General features: G+C 62.4%; 24 protein-coding genes, 1 tRNA gene and 1 pseudogene. 15 read left to right on the top strand and 11 right to left on the bottom strand.

What is annotated here, in order from left to right; all coding sequences use genetic code 11:
- Positions 1 to 126: 126 nt before the first annotated feature.
- Complete coding sequence (locus BAY1663_RS00625) at positions 127 to 1410, top strand: FAD-binding oxidoreductase (protein WP_037037063.1); 1284 nt, start codon at positions 127 to 129, stop codon at positions 1408 to 1410.
- A gap of 7 nt (positions 1411 to 1417) precedes the next feature.
- On the opposite strand, the gene BAY1663_RS00620 is transcribed toward BAY1663_RS00625, so the two are convergent.
- A complete protein-coding gene (locus BAY1663_RS00620; protein WP_037037060.1) occupies positions 1418 to 2368 on the bottom strand; it encodes a PA2778 family cysteine peptidase in 951 nt (316 codons plus the stop codon).
- Positions 2365 to 2766, bottom strand: coding sequence for a PA2779 family protein (locus BAY1663_RS00615; RefSeq protein WP_037037056.1), 402 nt, complete (start codon positions 2764 to 2766; stop codon positions 2365 to 2367). The genes BAY1663_RS00620 and BAY1663_RS00615 overlap by 4 nt, the downstream gene beginning before the upstream one ends.
- Before the next feature lie 212 nt (positions 2767 to 2978).
- Between BAY1663_RS00615 and BAY1663_RS00610 the strand changes: the two genes are divergently transcribed.
- Positions 2979 to 3278 (top strand): I78 family peptidase inhibitor, encoded by a 300-nt coding sequence (locus BAY1663_RS00610; protein WP_051497039.1) that lies wholly within the window; start codon positions 2979 to 2981, stop codon positions 3276 to 3278.
- Positions 3279 to 3391: 113 nt separating this feature from the next.
- Positions 3392 to 3832: a VanZ family protein gene (locus BAY1663_RS00605; protein WP_051497038.1), complete on the top strand. Its 441-nt coding sequence runs from the start codon at positions 3392 to 3394 to the stop codon at positions 3830 to 3832.
- Positions 3833 to 3874: 42 nt separating this feature from the next.
- Here the strand turns inward: BAY1663_RS00605 and BAY1663_RS00600 are convergent, their stop codons facing one another.
- The 3 genes from BAY1663_RS00600 to moaB form a co-directional block, all read right to left on the bottom strand.
- Positions 3875 to 4909, bottom strand: coding sequence for an acyltransferase (locus BAY1663_RS00600; RefSeq protein ID WP_037037054.1), 1035 nt, complete (start codon positions 4907 to 4909; stop codon positions 3875 to 3877).
- Between the two features lie 124 nt (positions 4910 to 5033).
- Positions 5034 to 6245, bottom strand: a complete 1212-nt coding sequence (gene glp, locus BAY1663_RS00595; protein ID WP_037037051.1) for a gephyrin-like molybdotransferase Glp — start codon at positions 6243 to 6245, stop codon at positions 5034 to 5036.
- Positions 6242 to 6781, bottom strand: coding sequence for a molybdenum cofactor biosynthesis protein B (gene moaB, locus BAY1663_RS00590; protein WP_037037049.1), 540 nt, complete (start codon positions 6779 to 6781; stop codon positions 6242 to 6244). The genes glp and moaB overlap by 4 nt, the downstream gene beginning before the upstream one ends.
- 67 nt (positions 6782 to 6848) lie before the next feature.
- Here moaB and mobA point away from each other — a divergent pair, with 67 nt between their 5' ends.
- From mobA to BAY1663_RS00575, 3 genes are all read left to right on the top strand, one after another.
- Positions 6849 to 7451, top strand: a complete 603-nt coding sequence (gene mobA / locus BAY1663_RS00585; protein ID WP_037037046.1) for a molybdenum cofactor guanylyltransferase MobA — start codon at positions 6849 to 6851, stop codon at positions 7449 to 7451.
- Between the two features lie 52 nt (positions 7452 to 7503).
- Entirely contained in the window at positions 7504 to 7725 is a 222-nt protein-coding gene (locus tag BAY1663_RS00580) for a YgdI/YgdR family lipoprotein (RefSeq protein ID WP_037037043.1), read from the top strand.
- A gap of 415 nt (positions 7726 to 8140) precedes the next feature.
- A tRNA-Pro gene (locus tag BAY1663_RS00575) sits at positions 8141 to 8217 on the top strand.
- A 156-nt stretch (positions 8218 to 8373) separates the two neighbouring features.
- Here BAY1663_RS00575 and BAY1663_RS00570 read toward each other — a convergent pair.
- Positions 8374 to 8613, bottom strand: a complete 240-nt coding sequence (locus BAY1663_RS00570; RefSeq protein ID WP_037037041.1) for a glutaredoxin family protein — start codon at positions 8611 to 8613, stop codon at positions 8374 to 8376.
- Positions 8614 to 9023: 410 nt separating this feature from the next.
- On the opposite strand from BAY1663_RS00570, the gene BAY1663_RS00565 reads away from it, so the two are divergent.
- The 6 genes and pseudogenes from BAY1663_RS00565 to BAY1663_RS00540 all read left to right on the top strand — a co-directional run bounded on the left by BAY1663_RS00565 (position 9024) and on the right by BAY1663_RS00540 (position 14300).
- Positions 9024 to 10295: an OprD family porin gene (locus BAY1663_RS00565; RefSeq protein WP_037037039.1), complete on the top strand. Its 1272-nt coding sequence runs from the start codon at positions 9024 to 9026 to the stop codon at positions 10293 to 10295.
- Between the two features lie 220 nt (positions 10296 to 10515).
- On the top strand, positions 10516 to 10920 hold the full coding sequence (locus BAY1663_RS00560; protein ID WP_037037036.1) for a YqjD family protein: 405 nt from the start codon (positions 10516 to 10518) through the stop codon (positions 10918 to 10920).
- A gap of 14 nt (positions 10921 to 10934) precedes the next feature.
- The gene (locus BAY1663_RS00555; protein WP_037037033.1) at positions 10935 to 11315 is read left to right on the top strand and encodes a phage holin family protein; all 381 of its coding nucleotides are present in this window, start codon (positions 10935 to 10937) and stop codon (positions 11313 to 11315) included.
- Positions 11312 to 11632 (top strand): hypothetical protein, encoded by a 321-nt coding sequence (locus tag BAY1663_RS00550; protein ID WP_037037031.1) that lies wholly within the window; start codon positions 11312 to 11314, stop codon positions 11630 to 11632. Before BAY1663_RS00555 ends, BAY1663_RS00550 begins: the two co-directional genes overlap by 4 nt.
- 245 nt (positions 11633 to 11877) lie before the next feature.
- Positions 11878 to 13207, top strand: a pseudogene (locus BAY1663_RS00545) (deoxyguanosinetriphosphate triphosphohydrolase).
- 4 nt (positions 13208 to 13211) lie between these two features.
- Positions 13212 to 14300, top strand: coding sequence for an FUSC family protein (locus tag BAY1663_RS00540; protein ID WP_037037029.1), 1089 nt, complete (start codon positions 13212 to 13214; stop codon positions 14298 to 14300).
- On the opposite strand, the gene BAY1663_RS00535 is transcribed toward BAY1663_RS00540, so the two are convergent.
- Entirely contained in the window at positions 14284 to 14628 is a 345-nt protein-coding gene (locus BAY1663_RS00535; protein WP_037037027.1) for a YggL family protein, read from the bottom strand. The genes BAY1663_RS00540 and BAY1663_RS00535 overlap by 17 nt on opposite strands.
- 279 nt (positions 14629 to 14907) lie before the next feature.
- Here BAY1663_RS00535 and dacB point away from each other — a divergent pair, with 279 nt between their 5' ends.
- On the top strand, positions 14908 to 16365 hold the full coding sequence (gene dacB, locus BAY1663_RS00530) for a D-alanyl-D-alanine carboxypeptidase/D-alanyl-D-alanine-endopeptidase (protein WP_037037025.1): 1458 nt from the start codon (positions 14908 to 14910) through the stop codon (positions 16363 to 16365).
- 120 nt (positions 16366 to 16485) lie between these two features.
- On the opposite strand, the gene rlmKL is transcribed toward dacB, so the two are convergent.
- Positions 16486 to 18660, bottom strand: coding sequence for a bifunctional 23S rRNA (guanine(2069)-N(7))-methyltransferase RlmK/23S rRNA (guanine(2445)-N(2))-methyltransferase RlmL (gene rlmKL / locus BAY1663_RS00525; RefSeq protein ID WP_037037022.1), 2175 nt, complete (start codon positions 18658 to 18660; stop codon positions 16486 to 16488).
- A 349-nt stretch (positions 18661 to 19009) separates the two neighbouring features.
- On the opposite strand from rlmKL, the gene rmf reads away from it, so the two are divergent.
- Positions 19010 to 19225 (top strand): ribosome modulation factor, encoded by a 216-nt coding sequence (rmf, locus tag BAY1663_RS23155; RefSeq protein WP_003295213.1) that lies wholly within the window; start codon positions 19010 to 19012, stop codon positions 19223 to 19225.
- A gap of 101 nt (positions 19226 to 19326) precedes the next feature.
- On the opposite strand, the gene BAY1663_RS00520 is transcribed toward rmf, so the two are convergent.
- Positions 19327 to 20358 carry a quinone-dependent dihydroorotate dehydrogenase gene (locus tag BAY1663_RS00520; protein ID WP_037037020.1) on the bottom strand — a complete coding sequence of 344 codons (1032 nt, stop codon included), beginning with the start codon at positions 20356 to 20358 and terminating at the stop codon, positions 19327 to 19329.
- 85 nt (positions 20359 to 20443) lie between these two features.
- Positions 20444 to 20665, bottom strand: coding sequence for a DUF2835 domain-containing protein (locus BAY1663_RS00515; protein ID WP_037037006.1), 222 nt, complete (start codon positions 20663 to 20665; stop codon positions 20444 to 20446).
- Positions 20666 to 20884: 219 nt separating this feature from the next.
- Here BAY1663_RS00515 and BAY1663_RS00510 point away from each other — a divergent pair, with 219 nt between their 5' ends.
- Positions 20885 to 21802 (top strand): DUF6685 family protein, encoded by a 918-nt coding sequence (locus BAY1663_RS00510; RefSeq protein WP_037037004.1) that lies wholly within the window; start codon positions 20885 to 20887, stop codon positions 21800 to 21802.
- A gap of 224 nt (positions 21803 to 22026) precedes the next feature.
- Here BAY1663_RS00510 and BAY1663_RS00505 read toward each other — a convergent pair whose 3' ends face one another.
- A complete protein-coding gene (locus BAY1663_RS00505) occupies positions 22027 to 26880 on the bottom strand; it encodes an NAD-glutamate dehydrogenase (protein ID WP_037037001.1) in 4854 nt (1617 codons plus the stop codon).
- Positions 26881 to 26983: the final 103 nt, after the last annotated feature.

Raw genomic sequence — 26983 nt, 5'->3', positions numbered from 1 at the left:
TTTTTTTTCGCTAACTCACTGATATTTGGAATTTTTGAAATATTCATGCCCACTACCCCGCAGCTCTGGCGAGTAGCAGGGATAGGCGCTAGCATGCCGTCAAATATTCAGAACAGAGAATCCAATATGCCGCACACGGATTATCCTTCTTCCTACTATGCCGCCAGCGCCATCCCCACCAGCAGCCGGCCGGAACTGCAGGAAGACAAACAGACCGACGTCTGCGTCATCGGTGCGGGCTACACCGGGCTGTCCACCGCCCTTTTCCTGCTCGAGAACGGCTTCAATGTCATCGTGCTGGAAGCCGCCAAGGTCGGCTTCGGTGCTTCAGGGCGCAACGGTGGCCAGATCGTCAACAGCTACAGTCGCGACCTGGATAGCGTCGAGCGAAACGTCAGCCCTGCGGCTGCACAACTGATCGGGGCGATGGCGTTCGAAGGCGGACGGATCATTCGCGAGCGCGTAGCGCGCTATGACATCCAGTGCGACCTGAAAGACGGTGGAGTGTTCGCTGCCTTCACCGATAAGCAGATGCACCATCTCGAAGCACAAAAAGCATTGTGGGAACGCTACGGCTACGAGCAACTGGAACTGCTCGATCGGCAAGGCATTGGCCAGGTCGTGGCGTGCGACCGCTACATTGGCGGGATGCTCGATAGACAGGGTGGGCATATCCATCCGCTCAACCTGGCGCTGGGCGAAGCCGCGGCAATCGAGTCCCTGGGCGGCGTGATCCATGAACAGACGCCCGCCATTCGCATCGAGCGGGGCGGCGCACCGGTGGTCCACACCCCCAAGGGAACCGTGCGCGCCAATTTCGTCGTCGTGGCCGGCAACGCCTATCTCGGTGACCTGGTCCCCGAACTCGCGGCGAAATCCATGCCATGCGGTACCCAGGTGATCGCCACCGAGCCGCTCGGCGAAGAACTCGCCCACAGCCTGTTGCCACAAGATTATTGTGTCGAGGACTGCAACTACCTGCTCGACTACTACCGGCTCTCGGCCGACAAGCGCCTCATCTATGGTGGCGGGGTCGTCTATGGCGCACGCGATCCGGCGGATATCGAATCGATCATCCGCCCGAAAATGCTGAAGACCTTTCCCCAGCTCCGCCAGGTGAAAATCGACTATGCCTGGACGGGCAATTTCCTGCTGACCCTTTCCCGCCTGCCACAAGTGGGACGGCTGGGTGACAACATCTACTACTCACAGGGCTGTAGCGGCCATGGCGTGACCTATACCCACATCGCCGGCAAGGTGATCGCCGAAGCCCTGCGCGGGCAGGCCGAGCGCTTCGATGCCTTTGCCAGCCTGCCACACTACCCGTTCCCTGGCGGTCACAGCCTGAGGGTTCCACTGAGCGCACTCGGCGCCATGTACTACAGCCTGCGCGACAGGCTCGGCATCTGAACCACGCTCACTCCACCGGACACGCGGGAACCGGCAGGCACTGGCGCGCCTGTTCTCCGGCCGGCGGCAATGGTACGACGAGGCGTTCATCCTGCGGCGCCAGGCGCAAGGCACAGGCGCGAGCGTCCCGGGCGCCTGCGGCGCATCCCTGCTCCGCCATCAGTTGGGACAGGTTGAACCAGCCGACCGCAAAGGATGCGTCGCGCGCGATACTGGTACGCAACGACCGCTGCGCCCCGACCTTGTCACCCGCGGCATACTGACTGTTGGCCAGCGCAAACCAGGGCAGCCCGCTCGACCAACGTGCAGCCGCGGTCTCGTATGCCTGGCGGGCCGCCTGGATCTGGCCGACCTGCTCGAGATCGCTCGCACTACGTAACCAGGCCGTCTCCTCCGCTGTTTCGGGCAGTCGAGCGGGATCGAGCGTCAGCACGGCCCAACGCCCCCCCTTGGCCCAGGATCGCTCGAACTGGCGAAAACTTCCCACCCAACGCTTCGTAGTGCCGGAACGCAGGATGATGCTCTGCTCGTCGAGGTCATACCCTACCACCACGGCGAAATGCCACTGAGGCCAACGGTCGAACGCAAGATTCTGCAACACCAGCACCGGATTGCCGGCCGCAACCTCGGCAAGTACCGTCTCCAGGCGCGGATGCAAAGGATAGACAAGCAAGCCCTTGGACCGGGCCGCGGCGACCATTTCCACCTGCAGGCTGCCTTGACGCTGGGGAATGTAGACCTGCTCGACGAGCTGCTCAGGACTGACTGCAATCCCGCGCTGCGTCAACATGGTCGCCAGCGCGGCCGGGCCACACTGGTAGTCCTCCTGCGGGAAGAAAGGCACATCGACCAGCTCGGCCCGCGCAGGCAGTTGCGCATCATCGACGAACACCGTCGATATTCCCGCACAACCGCCGAGCAGGCCGGCGCCCAGCAGGATCAACAACCGCCAGCTCAACGGTTGATGCAGTTGACGAAGTTGAAGATGTTGGTTGCGCAGAGCATGTCAGTGATGATGAAGACCACCAGGAACAGCACGATCACGCCAACCACCCCGCCCCCCGCAGGCGCCTGGTCCAGCTGCTGGTTGAACTGTGCCAGCTCCGCGGGCGTCAGGCTGTTGATACGCTTCTCCACCTGTTCGCGTTCGACGCCCATCGACTCGAGCTTCTTCTGCACATCCTGATCGTCCAGCATGGTCAGCAATTGCTGCCGGTCCACCTGCTGTTGTTGTTCGGCGATCACCTCCGGCGTACCGATCATCGTCGCCTGTGCCATGGGTATCTGGGCTACCAGCAGCAAATGCAAGGCAGCCAGGACAGTCGCAACTCGCTTGAGTAAAGGTGAGGTGAACATAGCGCAAACTCCTTCGTCATTATCAGCCCAGGGATTGCAAAGGGCCATCAAACAATATGACGAGGGCGATACGGCTTCGGTTCCCGAAGCGCCGCATTCTTTTTTGCCAGGCATCGACATAGCGCAGCGTCGATCGTACAGTCGAGTCGACCGCACTTTTGGTATTAACCATGCGTCCAAGAAGCTGCGGCGACCACGCAAGGAAAACCATCATGCGTCCACTTCATCCATTGATCGGTCTGGCAATGGCAGCCTTTCTGGCAGGCTGCCAGAGCACTTCAACGGCCAAAAGCACCGGCTCCGACACGAACATCTGTAATGCAGATGCGGTACAGCATTTCATTGGAAAGACCGCTACCGCCGACCTGCTCGAAGAGGCACGAAGCCAGGCTGGCGCGAGAGTCGCACGAATCCTGCGGCCCGACGATGTCGTGACGCTCGAATACAACTCGCACAGGCTGAACCTCAATACCGATACGTCCTTGACGATTGAACGCATCAACTGCGGCTAACACATAAGACACGCATCGACTCCTCGCAGAGGCGATACCTGACGTGCCGCAGTTAATCGTGCATACGTCGCAGGCGCACCGATTGCCCGGCACAACTTGAAGTAAGGGATGGCATGACATACCGAAAGCTTGTAGCCAGCACGACCTTTTGGGTCGCACTGACAATACTCATTTTCATGGCGCTGAAGAGCTCGCCCAACAGCCAATTATTTCCCGGCGCCGACAAGTTCTATCACTGGCTCGGCTTCTCCATTCTCGTTTTCACCGCGCATATAGCTTTCCCGAAGGCTCCGTTGCGCTCTCTTTTCATCTGGACACTGATCGGCGCTGCCGCGATAGAAGTGCTTCAGTCAATGACCCCCGGCAGAACCGCATCGCTCGCGGACATGACCGTCAACATCATCGGCGTACTCGCCGGGTTGACGGCCATCCATCTCTATGGGGATGCGGTGGGAAAACCGGCGCAATGGCGAGAGGCGCCCCGCAAGAGGCGGCGCCGCCGCCATCGCCGTACAACCAATGGTGTCTCGGCCAGCGGCGGCGACGCTCAGTGACAGAGCGAAGCCTGCCCGAGAGCGAGCCACGCAAAGCGGCAGCTAGTGCGCGACCGCTTTACGCATCCGAAGGCGGGATCCCGCGGACATCCATTTCGGCGGGGCGAGCAGAAAGTACAGGTTGTAACGATTGATGAGCAGCTGTGCAGCCAGCGGAGCGGCAATACCGATCACAGTGCCGAGCACGAGGTGCAAAACGACCGAATCAATGCCCATGAACTTGCTCAGGATCACCCTCACCCCGCTGCCCGCCAGGATATGCATCAAATAGATGGTCATCGACGATGCCCCGATGAACAGGAACCAGTCGACCCGGAAACGCCCCAGCCACATCGACAACGCGACCATGAAGAAAATGGAAATGGTGGCCAGTGCCAGCACCGGCAAGCCACCGTCCGTGTAATTCAGGCCGAAGGTCACATGAAACAGATACTGGCCGACGATGAACAGCACCCCGAAGAACGCCATCAACTGCGTGCAGCGTGCCAGGAAGAATGCCTTGATCTCGTTGAACCAGACGCCCAGGGCGAAGAAAACCGTGTTCCCCAGAATGAAGCGCGTCATGTTGTTCACGGTGAGGTCCTGCTGGAAGACGAACAGGACGCCGAACAGTGCCACCAGCGGAAGGAAATAGCGGCGGTCGGCACGGGCATAGAGGAACGCACAAACCACGAAGACCAGGAACAGCGCATAGAGGAACCAGAACTGTGCACGCGGCAACCAAAGCAACGACAACACCTCGGTCAGCGTGACCTGCCCATTGGTGTAATTCGACAGCACGACTTCGATCAGCCCCTGCAACAAAGACCAGACAATAAAGGGATAAACGATCGTATCGACCTTGTTGATAATCAGCCCGCCTCGCCCCCTTTTCTGCAGCGAGTCGAAGAAGAACAACCCCGACAAAAAGAAGAACAGCGGCATGTGGAAGCTGTAGATGATGCTATCGACGAGCACGAACCGCGCCTCGTCCATGGGCAGCCCGGCATTGAAAACACCCCGCGCGGCATGCCCATAGACGACGAGAATGATCCCGATTGCCTTGGCGTAATCGACCCAAACGTTTCTCTCCTGCATTGCCATGTTCTCCTTGTATTAGCCAATAGACAGGCAGCAACCGGCCGGAAACCGGATGGAGGAGATAGACAACAGGTTTTGGGGTTGGTTTTACCCAACGAGTCAAGCCCGACGGGCTGTATTTTCAGCCGAACAGCTCACTGAACGGGATGAACCGCACCGGCTCGCCCTCATCGAACCGAGCATGCTCGGGCACCACCACCAGGCCTTGCGCCCATGCGGCACTGCGCAGCACCGACGAACTCTGGTTGGCATAAAGCTGTGCCTTGCCCTGCTCGAGCCGGGCCCGCAGATACTCGCGGCGCTTGCCGGGCTTCGGCCAGGCAAAGCCTGCGGCAACCGCAAAACCGAGCGGTTCGACCTCGACGATCCCCATGCGCCGCAGCAGGTAGGGCCGGCCCAGCAGGCCGAAGGTCACCAGGGTGGAAGTGGGATTGCCCGGCAGGCCTATCAGCGGAACACCACGATAGTATCCGCAGGTCAGCGGCTTGCCCGGCTTGATCGCCAGTTTCCAGAGCGTCAGCTGGCCTTCCTCGCGAAGCACCTGGCCAAGAAAGTCCGCCTCACCAACCGACACCCCTCCAGTCGAGAGAATCAGGTCGACATCACCCAGCGAGTCCAGGCAGTCGCGTATCTTCTGCCTATCGTCCGGCAGCACACCGGCATCGATTACCTCGCACCCCAACCGCTCGAGCCAATGGCGCAACAGCACACGGTTGCTGTTATAAATCTGCCCCGGTGCCAAGGCCTGCCCGGCCTCGACGAGCTCATCACCGCTGGAGAGCAGCGCCACCCTCGCCTTCCGCACCACCTTGAACTCCGTCACGCCAAGCGACGCGACCAGGCCCAGCTCGACCGGCCCCAGACGCATTCCCGCCTCGAGCACGGGATCGCCACGGCGCGCCTCACCGCCTTGTGGACGCACGTTCTGCCCAAACCGCACCGGCTCGAGAAAACTCACGCGGCCATCGTCCAGCACCCTTACGTTCTCCTGCATCTCCACGGTATCGGCTCCATCCGGCAGCGGAGCCCCCGTGAAGATGCGTGCGCAAGTCCCCGGCATCAGCTCGATCGGCTGCATGCCGGCGAAGACCTTCTGACTGACCGGCAAAGGCCCTCCGGACAAATCCGCGTGGCGGATTGCATATCCATCCATGGCGCTATTGGGCCATGGCGGCAAATCCAGCCCGGCGACCAGCGTTTCGGCCAGCACTCGCCCTAGCGCCGCGCTCGCGGCGACAGTTTCATGCTCACGAATAGACTCGGCATCCGCCTGCTTCAGCAGGAGAGCAAGCGCCTCTTCGACGGGCAACAGATCCATCCGGCCAGCGGTCATGCACGTGTCCCGCACGTACGCCCTGCCTTGAGATGGGCGACAAAGTTACAGGGTCGATGACGCGCATCGAGCTGCTCGGCAAGAATACCGTCCCAAGCGGTGCGGCACGCATTGGTGGAGCCGGGCAGGCAGCACACCAGTGTCGCGTTGGAAAGGCCGGCCAGGGCGCGAGACTGCACCGTGGAGGTCCCTATATCGGCAACGGATATCTGCCGGAACAGTTCCCCAAAACCATCGACCTGCTTGTCCAGCAGGCAAGAGACGGCCTCCGGCGTGCTATCGCGTCCAGTGAAACCGGTGCCGCCGGTCACCAGGACCACCTGTACCGCATCGTCGGCGATCCAGGTGGCTACCTGGGCGCGAATGCGATAGAGGTCATCCTTGAGCAGTACCCGGGCAGTCAGCCAATGCCCCGCGGCATCCAGACGATCGACCAGCAGTTGCCCCGAGGTATCGGTCTCAAGGGTGCGAGTGTCGCTGACGGTCAGCACGGCGATGTTCAGAGGAACGAAAACTTGATCGGCAAGATGGCTCATGGCATGCATCCGGTTGTTAGCGTACAGACCGGGTGTTATATCACAGGCTTTTACCGGAGCACCTTCCATGCTCGACTGCAGACTCCCCTCGTGCTCCATTCTGCTGCTGGCAGGCGGTCGTGGGCAGCGTATGGGTGGCCAGGACAAAGGCCTGATCGAATGGCATGGGCGCCTCCTGATCGCCTGGCTGCACGACCTCACTCGCCCAATGACGGACCAGCTGTTGCTATCGTGCAACCGCAACCAGGAGCGCTACGCAGTCTATGCCGATCGCCTGGTGAGCGATGAAGAAGCGGATTATCCGGGACCATTGGCAGGGATACGTGCCGGGCTCGCCGTTGCACGCAATCCGTGGCTGCTCGTACTGCCATGCGATACCCCCTTGCTCGACCGCCCCCTGCTGCAGGCCATGTACTCGGCAGCGACCTCCACCCCAGACAGGCCGCTGATGCTGCGCAGTGGCCAGCAATGGGAGCCACTGTTCAGCCTGATCCCTACTCATCTTTCAGAAGCAATCGAAACGCACTGGCAGGCGGGAGAACGAAGCGTACAGCGCCTGCTGCTGCAACTCGGTGCGCACGGCCTTGAGCTGGAGGAAAACGACCACCGCCTTGCCAACTTGAATACACCGGAGCTACTCGAGCGAACCGCACGACAGATGGGAACTTAGCCGCTGCCCGGTTCGTCCCATGGGTATCGTCACCAGGAATAAGGAATACGTCATGCGTACACGCATCATTCCGGCCCTATTGCTTGTCCTAGGCTTCGGTGTGCTCGCAGGCTGCGCCAACCCGAGCGTGATCACCCTCAACGACGGCCGCGAGATCCAGACACTGGATCGCCCCGAGTACGATGAGGACTCCGGCTTCTATGAATACGAGCTGATCGATGGCAAGCCTGGCAAGGTGAACAAGGATCAGGTCCGCACCGTGAAGGAACTCTGACACTCCGGTCGAGCCCTTGCGGCACACCCAACGTAAAGGTGCGCTATGTGCATTGCATGCACCGAGCCACGTTGGCGCGCCGATGAAAAGCCAGGCAGCTTTTGTGGGAGGCCCGACCTCGGGGCGCTGCTCTTGAGCTTCCCGGCAGGCCTTCGGTCTGCAATCGCCGCGAGGGGCACCTCCCACAGGAGCGATGCGTGCCAGTTATGCAATGGTGCCCGCAGGAGCCAGCTTGCTGCGAAACTTGGCGCCGCGGACTGATCGCCAGCAAGCTGGCTCCTACAACCCGCGAACGATCCCGATTGCAGGCGGCAGAACGTTTGCCCCCCTTCAGAAGCCCCTCGCCTCGTCCGTAAAAAAATCCTGGCTAACCCCTTGTGCAACAAAACTTTTTCTGTAGAATGCGCGCCATCTTCGGAGCGTAGCGCAGCTTGGTAGCGCGTCTCGTTCGGGACGAGAAGGTCGCTGGTTCGAATCCAGTCGCTCCGACCATATCCCGACTATCAGAGCGATTTAGTTTGCTTCTGATAACAAAAAACCGGCCCCTGAGCCGGTTTTTTCATGCCCAGCCTTTCCGGCTACCCTCTCGAACTATCGCAAGTCATACAAAAAATGGCTCTCAACCATTTTTCTGTCTCACCCACAGCGCTATTCCTGCAGAAATCCCACCACCTGCTCGACTTCGAAAGGCCAGTCCAACTCCGCCCCTGTATCGACTCGCCGCAATACCGGAATGCGAAGCCCGTAGTCATCGACCCATTCCGCCCGCTCGGAAATATCGAGAAGCTCGACCAACAACCCGTACTCGACCAAGGGCAACAGCACGTCTTCGGCCTGTTCGCAAAGGTGACAGCCCAAGGTCCCGAAAAGCTGGCATTCAGGCAACATTTGTTCTCTCTCGCATCGATCGCGTCGACATTCTAGCAGTTGAACGCAGCATCTTCGTCTCTTCAGAAGCAATCGACATCAATGAAACCCCCTCGAAATTGTGAATTCGTACCCACTCGATTGCAGCCTCCGATATCGCCATTCGACTCCGGACAATCAAAACGCTAGGATGCAGCGGTCAAGACAACGTAGATTGTCTGGCATTAGCGCCTTGTTTTCTCGCCGGCAAGACACTATGGGAGTGCCGACGAGAGATATCGAACAGGGAATTACCCTGCGAGAGCGTCTAGTACGTTGACTATCGACCCCTGACGACTAAAGTCTAAAGGTTGAAAAATCCATGTAATGTTTTATTGCATGGCGCCGCAAAGAGCGACTTCAGAGCATCATCCAACGAGGAGAAATAAGAAATGCTCAAGACCCCCATCGCCCGGGGCGTGGCCCTCGCCACTCTGGGAGCAACACTGGCTATCCCCACCCTGGCTCAAGCCGCCTTCATCGAAGACACCAAGGCTGGTCTGGAACTGCGCAACTTCTACTACAACAGTGATAATCGCCAAGAAGGCGCTAGCCAATCCAAGCAAGACGAATGGGCACAAGGCTTCATTCTGCGCGTGGAGTCGGGCTATACCGAAGGCCCTGTAGGCTTTGGTGTCGATGCGCTCGGCCTGCTGGGTGTGAAGCTCGACTCGAGCCCGGACCGCACCGGTACCGGCCTTCTGCCGGTCGGCGATTCCGGCGCTCCGGATGATTATTCCGAGCTGGGCCTGACCGCCAAGGCCAAAGTATCCAAGAGTGTTCTGAAAGTCGGCACGCTGCAATTGAAGAACCCTGCGATTGGCACTAGCGACAGCCGTCTGCTGCCGGCAGTAATGCGTGGTGCCCAGCTGGTTTCCAACGAGATCGACGGCCTGACCCTGGACCTGGGTTATATCGACCAGATCAACAACCGGAACTCGACGAACTATGAAGACATGGTCGTCAATACCACCGGAAAGGACATTACTATCGATGGGGCTAGCGTTGCTGACTCTGGCGTAGAGTCCGATGAACTTGTCTACCTGGGTGGCACCTACAAGGTCACCAAGGACCTGAGCGCCTCCTACTACTACAGCAACCTGGAAGACTTCTACAAGCAGCACGCACTGAACCTCATTCATGTGCTGCCGATTGCTGACGGCCAGTCGCTGAAGACCGACCTGCGCTACCAGCGCTCCAAGGACGACGGCACCAGCAACGTCGACAACAAGGCCTTTGGCGCCATGGTCACCTATTCGATCAGTGGCCACAGCTTCGGCCTGGGTTACCAGAAGATGTCCGGCGACACCGGTTTCGCCTACGTCGGCGGCAACATCGACCCCTACCTCGTCAACTACGTACAGATCGGCGACTTCGCGCGGACCGACGAGAAGTCCTGGCAAGCACGCTACGACTTCAACTTTGCCGCCGTCGGCATCCCCGGCCTGACCTTCATGACCCGCTATCTCAGCGGTGAAGACTTCGGTGCCAATGGCGATGGTAAGGAGTGGGAACGCAATACCGATATCGGCTACACCTTCCAGGAAGGTGCACTGAAGAACCTGAACCTCAAGTGGCGTAACGCTACTTTCCGCACCAATGGCACCGGCAACGACATCGATCAGAACCGTCTGATCGTCAGCTACACCATTCCGCTGATGTAATTAGCGGTTGCAGGTGCAGTAGAAGGAAACCCGCTTCGGCGGGTTTCCTTTTGCCTGCTATTTCCAACGAAGTTTCCATGCGCGCCATAGAACTTCATAGGCCCATTGGCAGCAAGCCACTCAGCGAAGGCCACCGAAGCGGGAACCTTGCATCGCCATCACGCTCGAAACTTGAGGCACAGGGACTTTCCGTTCCTGCAAGACTCATGAGGAGCTGCAGATGTCTACCGATTCCACTTTCGGCACCAGCGATAACACCCCGATTCCTGAAGGGACCGCGGGGAGCACCCCGCCGTTGATCGACAAATCCGCTCACCGTCGCAACCTGCAGGCTGCGCAGAATGCGCTGATCGAGGAATTCCACACCCTGATCGGCGACACCGAGCGCCTGCTCAAACATACCCAGGAAACCGCAGGCGGCCAGACCGAAGAGCTGCGCAGCAAGATCAATGCGAACATCGCCAAGGCCCGCGAGATGCTCAAGGAAAGCGAAGGCTCGATGCGCGACCAGTGCCAGACGGCAGTCCAGTGCACCGAGGAATACGTGCATACCCACCCCTGGCAATCGATCGGTATCGCTGCCGGCGTCGGCTTTCTGTTCGGCCTTATCTCTTCGCGCCGCTGATGGGAGAGCAGCCAATGGAAGCCAAGCCTGGCGAAGACTCCCCGAAACCCTCGCTGAAGAAGCTGGGCGGTGCATTCGTCGGTCTGCTGCAAGGGCATCTGGAACTGCTCGGTATCGAGGTTCAGGAAGAGAAAGCCCGGACCTTCCGGCTTTTTCTTCTAGCAGGGATCAGCTTGATCCTGGGCCTGCTGATTCTGGTCGGGTTGTCGGCTGCCATTGTCATCGCCTTTTGGGAAACCCATCGGATTACCGCGATTCTGCTGCTCTGCGCCGCCTATGCCATTGCCCTGATCATCTGCATAAGCCGCGCGCTGGCACTTGCCAAGCAATGTGCTGCCCCCTTCCAGGCCACCCTCGAAGAACTTGAGCGTAACCGGGAGCGATTACTGCCATGAGCCGATCCCTGAGCACTCCCAACGATCCGAAGTTGCGCAAGGATCTGGTACGACTTCGGATGGAAATGCACCGCCAGCAGTTGCTCTACCATTCACAGCCCCTGTCGCATCCTCTGCAGCAGGTCAAAGGCATGATGATGACCAGAATATCGTCGGCCGAACATTCGGCGGGCAAAGGCCCGCTGGTAATAGCTGCAACCGTGGTCCTCGCATTGTTCGGCCGCCGCCTTGGCAAGGTGGGCACACTCGCCCGCTTCGCGCTGACCCTCTATCCACTGTTCAAGGGGCAACAGAAACTCCGGCAGAAATTGCAGTAAGCAGCGGGTATTCGAAAGGGTGCGATATTGCAGCTCGGCACGATGATGCTTGTGGTAGCTTCACACCTGTCACGACAACACTGATGATTGGGTTGCTTGCGCGGGCTCATACGCTGCCGTAGGTTGGTTGAGCAACGCGAAGCCCAACAGGCGCGGGATTTCCCCCTTGGCATATCCAGCCGGGCTTCGTTCTCGGACGGTATATATTCTGTGCTGCAACTCTAAAGGCGATATGGAGATAGTCCTTGGACTGGCATACCCTGCTCACCCGCGAACGACTCGGCAAGTCCGTCCACAGTAGCGAGGAACTCGGCCGCAGTCCGTTCCACAAGGACCATGATCGCATCATCTTCTCCGGGGCTTTTCGTCGCCTGGGCCGCAAGACCCAGGTGCACCCGGTATCCAGCAACGATCATATTCACACGCGCCTGACGCACTCGTTGGAAGTGAGTTGCGTCGGCCGTTCGCTGGGCATGCGTGTCGGCGAGGTATTGCGCGACGAGCTGCCGGATTGGTGCAGCCCGGCCGACCTCGGCATGATCGTCCAGTCCGCCTGCCTGGCACATGACATCGGCAACCCGCCCTTCGGCCACTCCGGCGAGGATGCCATACGCTACTGGTTCCAGCAGGCGGCCGGACGCGGATGGCTCGATGACATGAGCGATGCGCAGCGTGCCGACTTCCTCAACTTCGAAGGCAACGCTCAGGCTTTCGCGTACTCACGCAGCTGGAATACCACCAGTTCGACGGTGGAACACGGCTGACCTATGCCACGCTGGGCACCTACCTCAAATATCCCTGGACGTCGCGTCACGCCGAAGCCCTTGGCTACAAGAAGCACAAGTTCGGCTGTTACCAGAACGAGCTGCCGCTGCTGGAACAGATCGCGCAGAAGCTGAACCTGCCCAAGACGGAAGAACAACGCTGGGGACGTCATCCGCTCGTCTACCTGATGGAGGCGGCCGACGATATCTGTTATGGCCTGATCGATCTCGAAGATGGCCTGGAAATGGAACTGCTCGATTACGCGGAAGTGGAGGCGCTGCTGCTCGGGCTGGTCGGCGACGATCTGCCGGAAACCTACCGCCAGCTGGGCCCCGGCGACTCGCGGCGGCGCAAGCTGGCGATCCTGCGCGGCAAGGCCATCGAACACCTGACCAATGCCGCCGCACGCGCCTTCGTCGAGCAGCAACATGGCTTGCTCGCCGGGCAGCTGCAGGGCGATCTGGTCGAGCACATGCACGGTCCCGCCAAGGCATGCGTGTTCAGGCCAAGGCCATGGCGCGGCAGAAGATCTTCCAGGACAAGCGCAAGACGCTGCATGAAATAGGCGCCTACACGACACTGGAAATATTGCTCAACGCCTTTTGCGGCGCGGCCTTGGAGCAACATCGAGGTGGCACGCTCTCCTTCAAGAACCAGCGCATCCTCGATCTGCTCGGACGCGGCGCCCCAGCGCCGGAGCTGCCGCTCTACCATGCATTCCTGCGCATGATCGACTTCATCGCCGGCATGACCGACAGCTACGCCACGGAGATGGCCGGTGAGATGACCGGCCGTTCCAGCCCGGTATAAGCGAATGAAGCGTTTGCTGCGACAGAGCTTTCATTGGCATCCCGTGCGTCCCGCCTGGGGCGCGGCACTGGTCGCCGGCTTCGGCTGCGCCCTGCCGTTGCTGCTGGGTTTGTTCAGCGGTCATCCAGGATTTCTCTGGGCCACCGTGGGAGCCTTTCAGGCGGCCAAGGCCAACCCCCTGCATCGCTTCGGCATGCTGCGTATGTTGTTGCTCATCGCACTGGGCGCCTGCAGCGCAGGCCTGGGTTTCTGGTCGGCCACCCATCCATTGATCAGCCTTGGCCTGTTCGCCTTTTTCGGCCTGCTGTTGGCCTGGTTGCAGCGCTACGGAAGCGAGGCCGGGAAGCTGGGCATCGGCTTGGCGATCTGCCTATGCCTCGGCCAGGGGCAGTACGGCATCGCCGACTTCAACAACCCCTACGCGATCGCCGTACTGTTCGCCCTCGGTGGGCTATGGGTGACCTTGCTGGCCTTCGGCCTGCGCGGCATGCATGGACTGCGCATGTGGCCGTACATGCCGCGGCTGATGAGCATTCTGCGAGTGCTTCGCCGGCATGCCCGACGGACGCCGATACGCCAGTGGCGTGCGCACGCCCTGACCTACATGCTGGCCGCGGCCCTGGGCGGGGTAATCGTCAATCTGGCCGGACTGCCACGAGGATACTGGCTGACGCTGGCGGTGTTCACCACCCTGCAGATGGACCTGGAGCAGAGTCTGGTGCGAGCGCTACAGGCCGGCATCGGGATATTCGCCGCCGCTGCCATCCTGATCTACCTGGGGCACGGTCTGGCCGATCCACCGTTGATGGTGATGATCCTGCTGCCGCTGGTGGTGCTGGGCAGAGCCTTCCAGGCCAACCACTACGGATTGTTCGTCCTGCAGACGACACTGCTGTTCCTGCTGCTGGCGGAGACCCTGGCGCAAGACTGGAATCTACCGCAGACACGGCTGCTGAACGCAGCCATTGGCGTCGGCCTGGCGCTGCTGGTCGCGTCGTTGATGCATCTCGTGCGGCGGCTGCTGACCAGGCGTTCGCGCAAGAACGCCCGGGCGGCTCAGCAGCCGGAGGACCAGACTATTTCCCGGTCCTGATCGGGTTTTCCGGATACCACACATCCATCAGCGGGCTGAGGGTGTATTCGGCCAGTTCGTTACGGCCTTTCAGCCAGGCATCCACCTTTTCGCGTTGCTCTTCGCTGACCGAGCCTCGGCGGGCAAGGCACACGAAGCCGTAGTCCTCACCCCCGATGTAGCCCAGCTCGTTGGCTTCCATCGCTTCGCTGATGAACGCGTCGAGAAAATCGTCCACGACCTTGCCGTCAGCCCCTTCGCGATAGGTGAGATTGACCTCGAAGCCCAGCTCCTGGAATTCGTCGACACAGAGTTTCTTGCGCAGGCGACGCGAGCGGTTGGTAGCCATTGGATCGATCCTTTTCTACATGATGACGGCGCGCACTCTAACAGCAACCCACAGCCAAGGCGATGATCCACCGGTTCCGGACCAGCCATCGGAAGGTCGGGCCGATCCATATCGCCGTTTTGCAGGAACCCAGCCGGCCCGGCTACGCTTATCGGATAGAGGCACAGCGCCTCTACGGCCCGGGCATAATGGCCCGCAATCGTTCCCTTGGAGCAGTGGGAAACTCATGTCATACCGTAGCGCCAGCAATTTTCCGTGCCCGTTCAGAGGCGCACATAAATGAACAGAATCCTCCGTGGCATCGCCATCGCCGCCCTGTCCTTGCCGATGGCGCTTCCCCTGCATGCCGCAGGCGTCAACCAGGCCTTGCCGGCGCGGGTCGAAAAGGCCCTGAAAGCCAACAAGATCGACCGGGACGCACTCTCGGTGGTCATGCTGCCCCTCAACGGCAACGGCGCACCGACGTTCGTCAATGCCGACGTCTCGGTCAATCCGGCATCGACCATGAAGCTGGTCACCACCTATGCGGCGCTGGAGCTGCTGGGGCCCAATCATCAGTGGAAAACCGAGTTTCATACCGATGGTCCGCTGGTGGATGGCACGCTCAACGGCAACCTGTACTTCAAGGGTGGCGGCGATCCGAAGCTGAACATGGAAAAGCTCTGGCTGCTGCTGCGCGATCTGCGCGCCAACGGGGTGAGAAAGGTCACCGGCGACCTGGTGCTGGATCGTAGCCACTTCGTCCAACCCAACCTGCCGGTGTTCGACGACGATGGCGGCGATCGGAACAAGCCCTTCCTGGTCGGCCCGGATTCGCTGCTGGTCAACCTCAAGGCGCTGCGCTTCATCGTTCGCAACGACGGCGGCAGGGTGAACGTCGCGGTCGAGCCGCCGATCGCCAGCGTGCGGGTCGACAATCGCGTGCAGGCGCTGCCTGCCGCCAAATGCCCGGGCTGGCCGGATGTGCTCTACAACCCGGTGCCGGACGGCGATGGTGTCACCGTAGTGGTCACCGGCAAGCTCGCCGAAGGCTGCAGTGCCCAGACCTATCTGTCGCTGCTGGACCACGAGCGTTATGCCGCCGGCGCCGTCCGCGCCATCTGGGAAGAGCTGGGCGGCAGCATCCTCGGCCGCGACCGCGTCGCGCAGGTGCCCGGCAATGCCCGCCTACTGGCCAGGGCCTATTCGCCGGACCTGACCGAGATCATTCGCGACATCAACAAGTACAGCAACAACACCATGGCCAAGCAGCTGTTCCTGAGCCTGGGTGCGGAGTTTCGCAACGAAGCGGATGGCGACGATGCCAAGGCCGCGCAGCGGGTCATCCGCCAGTGGCTAGCCAAGAAGGGCCTGATCTCACCCCACCTGGTGATCGAGAACGGCTCCGGCCTGTCGCGTGCCGAGCGGGTCAGCGCGCGCGAGCTCGCCAGCCTGTTGCAGGCCGCCTGGCGCAGCCCCTACGCCGCCGAATTCATCTCGTCGATGCCGCTGGCCGCGGTGGATGGCACCATGCGCAAACGCCTGCGCAACACGCCGGTGGCCGGCAAGGCGCACGTCAAGACCGGCACGCTGAACACCGTGCGGGCGATCGCCGGCTACAGCCGTGACGGCGACGGCAATACCTGGGCGGTCGTGGCCATCCTCAACCATCCCCGCCCCTGGGGCGCCGCGTCGATCCTCGATCAGGTGCTGGTCAGCCTGTACAGCCAGCGTAACGAGAGTACCGCGCAGCGCTGATACGGGCCTGAGCAACAATGGCAGGCCTTGCGGCCTGCAATCGCCGCGAGGGCGCGCCTTCCACAGGATTCGGTGGGCACCCCGCTGCCTTTGTGGGAGGCCCGACCTCGCGGCGATGCTTTAGCGCGCCTGCAGCTTCCAGGCGCGATGAATCCGGTTGTTGCGGCGGAAGTCCTCGTCCAGCGTGGCGGCGGTGATCTCCTCCACGGCATAGCGCTCGCTCAGCCCCGCATCCAGCACGAACTTGCGGAAGTTGTTGGAGAAATACAGCGTCCCGCCCGGTGCCAGCCGTGCCATGGCCAGGTCAAGCAAGGCAACGTGGTCACGTTGCACATCGAACACGCCCTCCATGCGCTTGGAATTGGAGAACGTCGGCGGGTCGATGAAGATCAGGTCGTATTCGCCGCGATCGTCCGCCAGCCAGGCCATCACGTCGCCCTGCTCCAGCCGCTGGCGGTCCGAGAAGCCATTGAGCGACAGGTTGCGCCGCGCCCAGTCGAGGTAAGTCTTCGACAGGTCGACGCTGGTGGTGCTGCGCGCGCCGCCCTTGGCGGCGTGCACCGTGGCAGTGGCGGTATAGCAGAACAGGTTGAGAAAGCGCTTGCCGGCGGCCTCGCGCTGGATGCGCAGGCGCAGCGGGCGGTGGTCGAGGAACAGTCCGGTATCCAGGTAATCGGTGAGGTTGACTAGCAGCTTGACGCTGCCTTCGCTCACTTCGAGGAATTCGCCCTGGGTCGCCTGGCGCTCGTACTGGCGGGTGCCCGTCTGGCGCTCACGGCGCTTGACCACCACCCTCTCACGGGGAATGCCCAGCGCCTGAGGGATCGCCGCCAGCGCATCGAGCAGGCGCGCCTGGGCCTTCTCCGGGTCGATGGAGCGCGGCGGCGCATATTCCTGCACGTGCACCCAGTCGCGGTACAGATCGACGGCCAGCGCATATTCCGGCATGTCGGCATCGTAGAGCCGGTAGCACTCGATGCCTTCGCGGCGCGCCCATTTGCCGAGCTGGCGCAGGTTCTTCTGCAGACGATTGGCGAACATCTGCCCGCCCTCGCTGAGCCGCGCCTGCTCCAGCGGCGCCGGCTCCGCCCGCTCACCCGCAGGCGCACGCTGGCCGGTGACGAACTGGTCAAGCTCGACCTTGATCAGCAGCAGCTTGCAGGGCAAGGCGCCGTTCCAGAACGCGTACTGCTTGTGGCTGCGAATCCCCATGCGCTTGCCGAGGTCCGGTGCCGCGGTGAACACCGCCGCCTCCCAGCCCAGGCAGGCCTGGCGCAGGCGCTCGCCGAGGTTCTGATAGAGATAGAGCAGGCTCGCCTCGTCGCCCAGGCGTTCGCCATAGGGTGGGTTGCAGACGACCAGGCCCTTCTGGTTCTGGTCCGGGCGCGGTTCGAAGGTCGCCACATCGCCCTGGTAGATCCGGATCCAGTTCGCCAGCCCGGCCCGTTCGATATTGTTGCGCCCAGGCTGGATCAGCCGCGGATCGGCTTCGTAGCCACGTATCCACAGCGGTGGACGGGCCAGGCCGGCCTGCGCCCGCGCCTGGGCTTCGGCGTGCAACCGGTTCCATAGCGCCGGCACATGGCCCAGCCAGGCGCTGAAGCCCCAGCGCTCGCGCTTGAGGTTCGGTGCGATGTCCGCCGCCATCATCGCGCCTTCCACCAGGAAGGTGCCGACACCGCACATGGGGTCGGTCAGCGCGCCACCCGCGGCGGCGATGCGCGGCCAGCCGGCACGGATCAGGATGGCGGCGGCCAGGTTCTCCTTCAACGGCGCCGCGCCCTGCTGCAGGCGGTAGCCACGCTGATGCAGGCTGTGCCCGGAAAGGTCCAGCGACAGCACCGCCTGGCCCTTGTCCAGGCGCAGGTGCACGTGCAGATCGGGATTCAGCTTGTCGACGCTCGGCCGCTCGCCGGAGGCGGTGCGCAACCGATCGACAATGGCATCCTTGACCTTCAGCGCGCCGAAATGCGTGTTGTCGATGCCCGAGCCACGGCCACTGAACTCCACCGCCAGGCTGCCACCGGGTTGCAGATGCTCGGCCCAATCGACTGCATGCACGCCCTGATACAGGGTATCGGCGTCGGTCGTGGGGAAACGGCTGAGCACCAGCAGCACGCGGTTGGCCAGACGCGACCACAGGCATAGCCGGTAGGCCACTTCGAGCCCGCCGACACCTCGGATAGCGGAGGTCTGCTCGCGGGCCTCCTCCAACCCCAGGCCTGTGGCTTCCTCGAGCAGCAGGTTTTCCAGCCCCTTTGGACAGGTGAGTATCAGTTCATGGCGATCGGTCATGGCAGTTCCAGAAATAACCGCTGTGCCCCTTTCGTCGGAACAGGCCCAGCAGGAAAAAACGAGGATGGCGCGGTAAAAATATCAGGCGACGAATGAGACGGCCCTGGGATGAGGTTCAGATACCGCAGTAAACGCGGCTTATGGGTAGAACCATAGTTTCGTTACCTACTTATGACAAAACGATCATTCCAGCCTCTCGGGCATTGGGTTAGAACTCACCTCAGGCCGGCACCGCAATGGTGCCTGGCGAAACCCGCCACGCCGGCAGCGGGTTTCACTGGCAGCCTAGCTGCCCGGTCTCGCCATGAGGCCACCAGGAACACCAGTCAACCACTGAGGGCAATACCCAATGAGAAGACTCAAGCGTGATCCGATGGAACGAGCATTTCTGCGCGGTTATCAACATGGCATACATGGCAAATCTCGCGACCTCTGTCCTTTTTCACATCCCACCGTTCGCCAAGCCTGGATCAATGGCTGGCGGGAGGGTCGCGGCGACAACTGGGATGGACTGACCGGTACCGCCGGTCTGCATCGACTCAACGAACTTCACGCGGTCGGCTGATTCACCGATCTATCTGACTTCAAACGGCACGCCCCATCCGGGCGGCGGGCTAGCAGCCCTGGGGCTCCGACAGGAGCCCCATTCCGACAATCGGACCCCTTTCACCCCGCCTGCGAGCGCAACGCCGCAATGGCATCCACCGCCTCGCGAATCAGTGCCGGCCCCTTGTAGATGAACCCCGAATACAATTGAACCAGGCTCGCGCCCGCCTCGATCTTCTCGGCTGCGTGGCGGCCTTCGGTGATGCCGCCTACGGCGATGATCGGCAGCCGTCCACCCAGGGTCTGGGCCAGCACTTTCACGGTATGCGTACTCTTGTCCCGCACTGGCGCACCGGACAGGCCACCCGCTTCGTCGGCATGGGCCAGCCCGGCCACGCCTTCGCGTCCGAGGGTGGTATTGGTGGCGATGATCGCATCCATCCCCGCCTGGAATACCGCCTCGCCCACCAGCGCGGTTTCTTCATCGGTCATGTCGGGAGCGATCTTGATCGCCAGCGGCACGCGCTTGCCGTGCGTCAGCTCGAGGTCTTCGCGGCGCAGCCGCAGCGCATCGAGCAGGTGCTTGAGCGAGTCGCCGAACTGCAGGCTGCGCAGCCCGGGCGTGTTGGGCGAACTGACATTGACGGTGACGTAGCTGGCATGGTGGTAGACCTTCTCCAGGCACAACAGGTAATCGTCCTCGGCACGTTCCACCGGCGTATCGAAATTCTTGCCGATGTTGATGCCCAGCACGCCCTCGAAGCGGGCCGCCTCCACCCGCGCCAGCAAGGCATCGACACCCTGGTTGTTGAAGCCCATGCGATTGATGATCGCCTCGGCCTCGGGCAGCCGGAACAGGCGCGGCTTGGGATTGCCCGGTTGCGGGCGCGGCGTGACCGTGCCCACTTCGATGAAACCGAACCCCAGCTGCGACAGCCCGCGAATCGCTTCGCCATTCTTGTCCAGCCCGGCAGCGAGCCCCACGGGGTTGGGAAAATCCAGCCCCATCACCCGTACCGGCAGGCTCGCCGGGGGTTTGCCCAGCATCGCGTTGAGCCCGAGACGGCCGCCTGCGCCAATCAGTTCGAGGGAAAGCTCGTGGGAAGTTTCCGGGGATAACTTGAACAACAACTGGCGGGCCAGGTTATACATACGCAGCCTAACGTCTCGGAAAGTGTGGGCGCGGAGTATAGCAGGCCGGCGCGATTTTCAGCGGTTCGCCGATGCCTGGAGCCATTCATTGCAGCCGGCGCAAGCTCAGCAGCTGCCCTTGCTCGGCGAATTCCAGCTCGAAGGAACCATAGACGCCTTCGCTGGTCAGAAACGGGCGCAGGTGATGCGCAGGCAAACTGACACGCGTTCCGTCACGGCTTCGAATCAGGATTCGATTGGCGCGGCCCTGATACACCGCCTTCATTCGTTCGGCGGGCAATGCGATGTCCAGCACCAGGTTTGGCATGGAGGCTCCTCAGGTGATCCATTCGGCGATATTGCCACATCGACGCGGCACGGCGACGCGAGCCCAGCGCGCCCCTTTTTCTCTCCCGGCGACACCCATTTGCAGCAAAGCCCGTGCGCAAATGCTTCCGGTCTGCCACACTCCGGCCCAAGGCTCTGCCGAACGTTCATCCGCGGCCGCGGTGCAACCTCGACAGCCCTTCATTCTGAGAGCTCACCCATGATGAGCCTGCCCGAGCCAATGCCTTCACTGACATCTCATCTCGCCAGATTGGCGCAACGTTTCGGCGTGAGGACCAAGGCCTCGCACCAGATACTGGAGCGCGCCAGCCGGCTGCAACTGCCCTTTGCGCGGCTCCCCGAGCCCGAACCGAGCATCTTCTGGAACGACGGCCCCTGCCTGCAACGCCTCCTGGAACTGCCCCGCGGCGCGCTTTCCGGGCCGGTACAGGAGGACAAGGCCCGCGCCCACGCGGCCTTGACCCGCCTGATCAGGAAGGAAAGCGATCCCCATTGCGAAATCGATCTGCGCCAGATCGACGGGATCGGCGGTTGCGCCAGCGACGGCGTCGGCTACCCGAGCATCGAAGCCTTCGCCGCCACACCGGCCTGCCGGCAGCTGCGCGTCATCAGCTACAAGGACTTCCTGCGTGCCCTTGGCACCGCCCTGCCCGGCTTCGACAAGGGCACACCGATCGAACTGCGCCAGGCCAGCTGGCTCGGCGAACGCCTCTACTGGACCGGCGAGCATCACATCGAAGCCTTCGCCTGCGCCATCGCCTACGCCCGCCTGCGTGGCCTTGAAGTCATGCTGCCGGCCGAAATCACCGACTACCGCCTCGACCGCGCCGGCCTCCAGGCACTCGATGCCGGCTACCATGCCGTCACCATGCCCGCCCAGGCCTGGAACGACCGCGACTTCATGGCGCTGCTGCTCGATACGCAAGTGCCGTATGCGCGGCTGACGCTGCTGCGCAACGCCAGCAACTCGGAGCTGTTGCTGCTGGAAAAGCGCGACCCCACCGCCAACGCCATCGGCGAAGGCCTCAAGCTCGCCGGCGCGCCGGACATGCTCCGCTACCTGCGCGACCTACCGCAGATCACCCGTTTCAAGCGCGGACAACCTGCACCGAGCTGAAGGCTTACCGTGTAAAGCCAGCAAGCCTTGCGGCCTGCAATCGCCGCGAGGGCGCACCGCCCACAGAATAGGTGCAGCTTGGGCGCTCTTGTGGGAGGCCCGCCCTCGGGGCGATGCGTCTTGAGCAATCATGGGCCGGTCGGCGCTCCGCTTCATCCCACCGCGCTGCGCTGCTCGAGACCGGCTGCGCGGGTTTCAACCGCGCAGCATGATGGACGACAACCTCACCCCTGCCCCACCGATTGCGCCAGGTCCTGCAGCTCGCGGCTGGCCACGGCATAGATCGCATAGTCGCTGCCGCTGGCACCGCGTAGCTCGGCCAGCATCTCGCGCCAACGCTCGAGCGGATAGGGCCGCTGTGCCAGCCAGGCATCGACACGCTCGCCGATCTGCTCGGGCCCACCCGCCATTTGCAGCACCGATACGGTGATGCTGCGCTGCTGCGAATCCAGATCGTCGCGAAAGCCCTCGCGTGCCAGGGCCTGCCAGTTGTTGGCCACCGGCATGCTGGTCAGCTGGTGCAAGTACCAGGGCAGCTCCAGCGCCCCGCCGACGGCGAAATAGGCCGCGGCGACCTGCGCTGGCGCCTGGCCTGTCTCGTCCGCCGCCTCGAGGATCGGCAGCAGCGTGTAGAGGTGGCTGGTTCCGGCCACCATCCGCGCCAGCAGTTCCGGCACGCCAGCCTCGGTATAACGCTGATAGCGCCCCTGCCAGCGTTCGCGGGTAGCGCCCTGCAGCAGCTCATCGAGCTTGAGTCCGAGGGCAGCCACCCGCGGGCCGAAATGGGCGACATCGCGCGCCGCATCCAGCTCGTTGCGCCGATTGCGCAGGAACCAGCGGGTCGCCCGACGCCCCAGCCGCATCAGCTCGTCCATCAGGGTCAGTTGCAGCTCGGCGGGCACCTTGTGGTCCAGCGCTTCGACCTGGCGGAACCAGTGCGGCAGATGGAAGATGTCGCGCACGATGACATAGGCACCGGCGACGTTGGCCGCACTCATCCCGGTGGCTTCCTTGAGCCGCTGGACGAAGGTGATCCCCATGTTGTTGACCAGGTCGTTGGCGATCTGCGTACTGACGATCTCGCGCTTGAGGCGATGCTGCAGCATGGCATCGTGGAAACGCTCGACCAGCAGCTGCGGAAATGCGCTGTCCATTTCCCGGGCCAGATAGGCATCGTCCGGTACGCGTGATTCCAGCAGCGCCTTCTTCAGCTCGATCTTGCTGTAGGAAATCAGCACCGACAGCTCGGGCCGGCTCAGCCCCTGGCCCAGATTCGCCCGTTCCGCCAGCGCCTCGTCCGACGGCAGGAACTCCAGGTTGCGGTCCAGCTGGCCCGCGGCCTCCAGCGCCGCGATCAGGCGGATGTATTCACCGCCGCGCTCGCGCGCGCGATGTTGCGCCTGCGACAGCGCCTGGGTCTGCTTGTAGTTGTTGTGCAGCACCAGCTCGGCCACAGCATCGGTCATCTCGAACAGCAGCTGGTTGCGCTGCTTGCCAGTCATGTCGCCGCTGCTGACCACCTCGTTGAGCAGGATCTTGATGTTCACTTCATGGTCGGAACAATCGACCCCGCCGGCGTTATCGATGAAGTCGGTGTTGCTGGCGCCGCCATGCAGGGCGTATTCGACCCGGCCCAGCTGGGTCATGCCGAGGTTGCCACCCTCGCCCACCACCTTGGCACGCAGCTCGTTGCCGTTGACCCGCACCGCATCGTTGGCCTTGTCACCCACCTCGGCATGGCTTTCGCTGCTGCTCTTCACATAGGTGCCGATGCCACCGTTCCAGAGCAGGTCCACCGGCGCCTTGAGCAGGGCATTGATCAACTCGGCAGGCGTCAGCTGGTCCGCGTCGATGGCGAAGCGCTGCTTCATCTGGGGGGTGATCTCCACGCGCTTGGCCGCACGCGGGAAGATGCCGCCGCCGACGGAGATCAGCGAACGGTCATAATCGGTCCAGGCCGAGCGCGGCAATTCGAACAGGCGCTTGCGCTCGATGAAACTGCGGGCCGGATCGGGGTCCGGGTCGATGAAGATATGCATATGGTTGAACGCCGCCACCAACTGCAGCGTTTCGGACATCAGCATGCCGTTGCCGAAGACGTCGCCGGCCATGTCGCCGATGCCGATCACGCTGATGCTGTCGGTCTGCACGTCGATCCCGCGTTCGCGGAAATGCCGCTGCACCGAGACCCAGGCGCCGCGCGCGGTGATGCCCATCTTCTTGTGGTCGTAGCCGGCCGAGCCGCCCGAGGCGAAGGCATCGCCGAGCCAGAAGTCGTACTCGGCGGCGATGCCGTTGGCGATGTCCGAGAAGCTCGCGGTGCCCTTGTCCGCGGCGACCACCAGGTAGGGATCGTCATCGTCGTAGCACAGCACGTTGGCCGGCGGCACGACACGGCCTTCCTTGAGGTTGTCGGTCACGTCCAGCAGCGCGCTGATGAAGATCCGGTAACAGGCGATGGCTTCGGCCTGGATGTCGTCGCGGCTCCCGTTGCCCGGCAATCGCCGCGGGATGAAGCCGCCCTTGGCGCCACCGGGCACGATCACCGCATTCTTCACCTGCTGGGCCTTGACCAGGCCGAGCACCTCGGTGCGGTAATCCTCCTCGCGGTCGGACCAGCGCAGGCCGCCGCGCGCCACCTTGCCGCCGCGCAGGTGCACCCCTTCCACGCGCGGCGAGTAGACGAAGATCTCGTACAGCGGCGCCGGCCGCGGCATTTCCGGGATTGCTCGCGGATCGAGCTTGAAGCTGAAGTAATCCTTGGCCCGGCCGCTCGCATCCGGCTGGTAGAAGTTGGTGCGCAGCGTCGCCTTGATCAGGTCCAGGTAGCGCCTGAGGATGCGGTCCTCGTTGAGCACTGCCACTTCGTCCAGTGCCCCGAGGATCGCCTGTTCGAGACGCTGCTGCTTGTCGGCGAGATCGTCGTCGCCGAGCTTGCGCGCCAGGTAGAAACGCATCTTGAACAACCGCACCAGTTCGCGGGCGATGTCGGTGTGGTTGAGCAAGGCACTGGCGATGTAGCCCAGGTCGAAGCCCATGCGGATCTGCTTGAGGTAGCGGGCATAGGCCCGCAGCAGCGCCACTTCGCGCCAGGTCAGCCCGGCGGTCAGCACCAGCCGGTTGAAGGCATCGTTCTCGGCGAGCCCGCCGTAGATGTGGATGAAGGCATCCTGCAGCGGCTCGTTGATTTCCAGCAGGTCGATTTCCAGGCCTTCGGCATAGGTGAAGGCGAAATCGTGCATCCAGTATTCGCGGCCGCTCTTGTTGCGCAGCCGGAAGGGGAACTCGCCGATCACCCGCAGCCCGAGGTTTTCCATGATCGGCAGGATGTCGGACAGCGGCAACGGCGTGTCCATGTGGTAGAGCTTGCAGTGCAGGCGGTTTTCATCGGCGGTGGTGATCGGCTGGTAGAAGCTCATCACCAGCGGGCGCTCCTCGTTCAACGCGAGCACGTGCTGCATGTCCACCGTGGCCGACTGCGGCGAGAAGCGCTCGCGATAACCAGCCGGGAACCCCTTGGGAAATTCGCCGAGCAGGTTGGTCCCCTGCGCCTCGCCGAAGCGCTCGACCATCAGGCAGGCATAGTCGTCCTGCCAACTGCGGCAGGCCTGCAGGACTTCCTGCTCGAGACGCTCCGGGTCGACCTGTATCGGCTTGTTGGGATCCAGGCGCAGGATGAACTGCACCCGCGTCAGCACCGATTCGGAGAAATAGGTGGAGAATTCGCAGCCGCTGGCTTCGAGCCGATCCACCAATACCTGCTGGATCTTCAGCCGGGTCTCGGTGGAATAGCTGTCGCGCGGTACGTACACCAGGCAGTAGCAGAAGCGCCGGTAGGGATCGAAGCGCAGGAACAGGCGCAGCCGGTTGCGCTCCTGGATCTGCACGATGGCGATGGCGTTCTCGAACAGCTCGTCGATCGGCGCCTGGAACAGCTCGTCGCGCGGCAGTACCTCGAGCACCTGCACCAACTCCTTGGCCAGGTGCGCCGAACTGCCGAAGTTGGCGCGTTGTACCACGGCCTCGACCTTGCGCCGGATGAACGGAATACGCCGAACGCTCTGGGTGTATACCGACGAGGTGAACAGACCGAGGAAGCGGCATTCGCGAACCACCCGGCCCTCTTCATCGAACTCGCGTACCGAAACGAAGTCCGGATAGGCCGGGCGATGCACGCGGCTGGGCATTGCCGCCTTGGCGAACGACAGCAGCAGGGGCTCGCGCAGGTAGCCGACGGACTGGCTGGTGAGCGACTGCTCCTCCCGCGACAGGCCGGTGCGCATGCTGCGCGACAGCCCCAGCAGCGACCCTTCGTCATAGACGATGCGCCCGCCGTCCGGCTGCTCGACGACGGAGAACTCCTCGTAGCCGAGGAAAGTGAAATGGTCGGCGGCCAGCCAGCGCATGAAGTCCCTGATTTCCTCCAGCTCATCGCCGTCGATGCGCAGGTTCACCCGCTCCAGCCGCGCCTGCAGCTCCTCGGCCTTGCCCTTCATCGCGGCGAAATCGGCGACCACCTGGCGCACATCGGCCAGCACGCCCTGCAGCGACTGCTCCAGCTCGCGCAATGCAGCGGCACTGGCGCAGCGGTCGATCTCGACGAAAATCAGCGATTCGGCATGGCTGTCCGGCGCCCGACTGTCCTTGGGCAGCAGTTCGAGCAGCGTTCCGTCGGCATCGCGGCGCACCTGCAGCACGCTGGTCTGCAATGTGTGGATGCTGTAGCCACGACGGGTCAGCTCGATGCGCACCGAGTCGACCAGGAACGGCATGTCCGGATGCAGCACCTCGACCACGCTATGGGTCGACTGCCAACCGTGCTTTTCGTAATCGGGGTTGAAGACCTGCACCTCGGGCATGGCCGGATCGAAGCGCTCGAGCAGTCGCCAGCTGGCCAGGGTCGAGCCGACCAGGTCGGTCATGCGCCGCTCGGTGAGTTCGCTCAGGGCGACGATGCCGAAGAACTGCTCGGCGAACAGGCCCAGCTGGGGCAGGAGTTGGGGGTCTATGTACTGTGCCAGTGCTGTCTGCAATTGCTGCTGAAAGTCGGCTTTGCTAGCCGCTGAGAAGAACGCCATGTATGGCTCCACTTGGCTTGCTGGGAAGGGTTTGCCGGTAGTGACTGGCACCACAGGACGAAGGTTCAAGGTTAGTCTAGCCGAGCGTTAATACAGTAAAGTG

It is taken from the genome of Pseudomonas sp. BAY1663 (assembly GCF_000582595.1).
Classification (GTDB): Bacteria; Pseudomonadota; Gammaproteobacteria; order Pseudomonadales; family Pseudomonadaceae; genus Stutzerimonas; species Stutzerimonas stutzeri_AF.
The sequence above is the reverse complement of the archived record's forward strand: the minus strand, read 5'-3'. Positions and strand labels throughout refer to the sequence as shown.

Excerpts from the sequence above, each read along its gene's own strand:
- BAY1663_RS00625 (WP_037037063.1), top strand. The coding sequence starts at position 127 with ATGCCGCACACGGATTATCCTTCTTCCTACTATGCCGCCAGCGCCATC.
- BAY1663_RS00615 (WP_037037056.1), bottom strand. The coding sequence starts at position 2,766 with ATGTTCACCTCACCTTTACTCAAGCGAGTTGCGACTGTCCTGGCTGCC.
- BAY1663_RS00610 (WP_051497039.1), top strand. The coding sequence starts at position 2,979 with ATGCGTCCACTTCATCCATTGATCGGTCTGGCAATGGCAGCCTTTCTG.
- BAY1663_RS00605 (WP_051497038.1), top strand. The coding sequence starts at position 3,392 with ATGACATACCGAAAGCTTGTAGCCAGCACGACCTTTTGGGTCGCACTG.
- BAY1663_RS00600 (WP_037037054.1), bottom strand. The coding sequence starts at position 4,909 with ATGCAGGAGAGAAACGTTTGGGTCGATTACGCCAAGGCAATCGGGATC.
- glp (WP_037037051.1), bottom strand. The coding sequence starts at position 6,245 with ATGACCGCTGGCCGGATGGATCTGTTGCCCGTCGAAGAGGCGCTTGCT.
- moaB (WP_037037049.1), bottom strand. The coding sequence starts at position 6,781 with ATGAGCCATCTTGCCGATCAAGTTTTCGTTCCTCTGAACATCGCCGTG.
- mobA (WP_037037046.1), top strand. The coding sequence starts at position 6,849 with ATGCTCGACTGCAGACTCCCCTCGTGCTCCATTCTGCTGCTGGCAGGC.
- BAY1663_RS00580 (WP_037037043.1), top strand. The coding sequence starts at position 7,504 with ATGCGTACACGCATCATTCCGGCCCTATTGCTTGTCCTAGGCTTCGGT.
- BAY1663_RS00570 (WP_037037041.1), bottom strand. The coding sequence starts at position 8,613 with ATGTTGCCTGAATGCCAGCTTTTCGGGACCTTGGGCTGTCACCTTTGC.
- BAY1663_RS00565 (WP_037037039.1), top strand. The coding sequence starts at position 9,024 with ATGCTCAAGACCCCCATCGCCCGGGGCGTGGCCCTCGCCACTCTGGGA.
- BAY1663_RS00560 (WP_037037036.1), top strand. The coding sequence starts at position 10,516 with ATGTCTACCGATTCCACTTTCGGCACCAGCGATAACACCCCGATTCCT.
- BAY1663_RS00555 (WP_037037033.1), top strand. The coding sequence starts at position 10,935 with ATGGAAGCCAAGCCTGGCGAAGACTCCCCGAAACCCTCGCTGAAGAAG.
- BAY1663_RS00550 (WP_037037031.1), top strand. The coding sequence starts at position 11,312 with ATGAGCCGATCCCTGAGCACTCCCAACGATCCGAAGTTGCGCAAGGAT.
- BAY1663_RS00540 (WP_037037029.1), top strand. The coding sequence starts at position 13,212 with ATGAAGCGTTTGCTGCGACAGAGCTTTCATTGGCATCCCGTGCGTCCC.
- BAY1663_RS00535 (WP_037037027.1), bottom strand. The coding sequence starts at position 14,628 with ATGGCTACCAACCGCTCGCGTCGCCTGCGCAAGAAACTCTGTGTCGAC.
- dacB (WP_037037025.1), top strand. The coding sequence starts at position 14,908 with ATGAACAGAATCCTCCGTGGCATCGCCATCGCCGCCCTGTCCTTGCCG.
- rlmKL (WP_037037022.1), bottom strand. The coding sequence starts at position 18,660 with ATGACCGATCGCCATGAACTGATACTCACCTGTCCAAAGGGGCTGGAA.
- rmf (WP_003295213.1), top strand. The coding sequence starts at position 19,010 with ATGAGAAGACTCAAGCGTGATCCGATGGAACGAGCATTTCTGCGCGGT.
- BAY1663_RS00520 (WP_037037020.1), bottom strand. The coding sequence starts at position 20,358 with ATGTATAACCTGGCCCGCCAGTTGTTGTTCAAGTTATCCCCGGAAACT.
- BAY1663_RS00515 (WP_037037006.1), bottom strand. The coding sequence starts at position 20,665 with ATGCCAAACCTGGTGCTGGACATCGCATTGCCCGCCGAACGAATGAAG.
- BAY1663_RS00510 (WP_037037004.1), top strand. The coding sequence starts at position 20,885 with ATGATGAGCCTGCCCGAGCCAATGCCTTCACTGACATCTCATCTCGCC.
- BAY1663_RS00505 (WP_037037001.1), bottom strand. The coding sequence starts at position 26,880 with ATGGCGTTCTTCTCAGCGGCTAGCAAAGCCGACTTTCAGCAGCAATTG.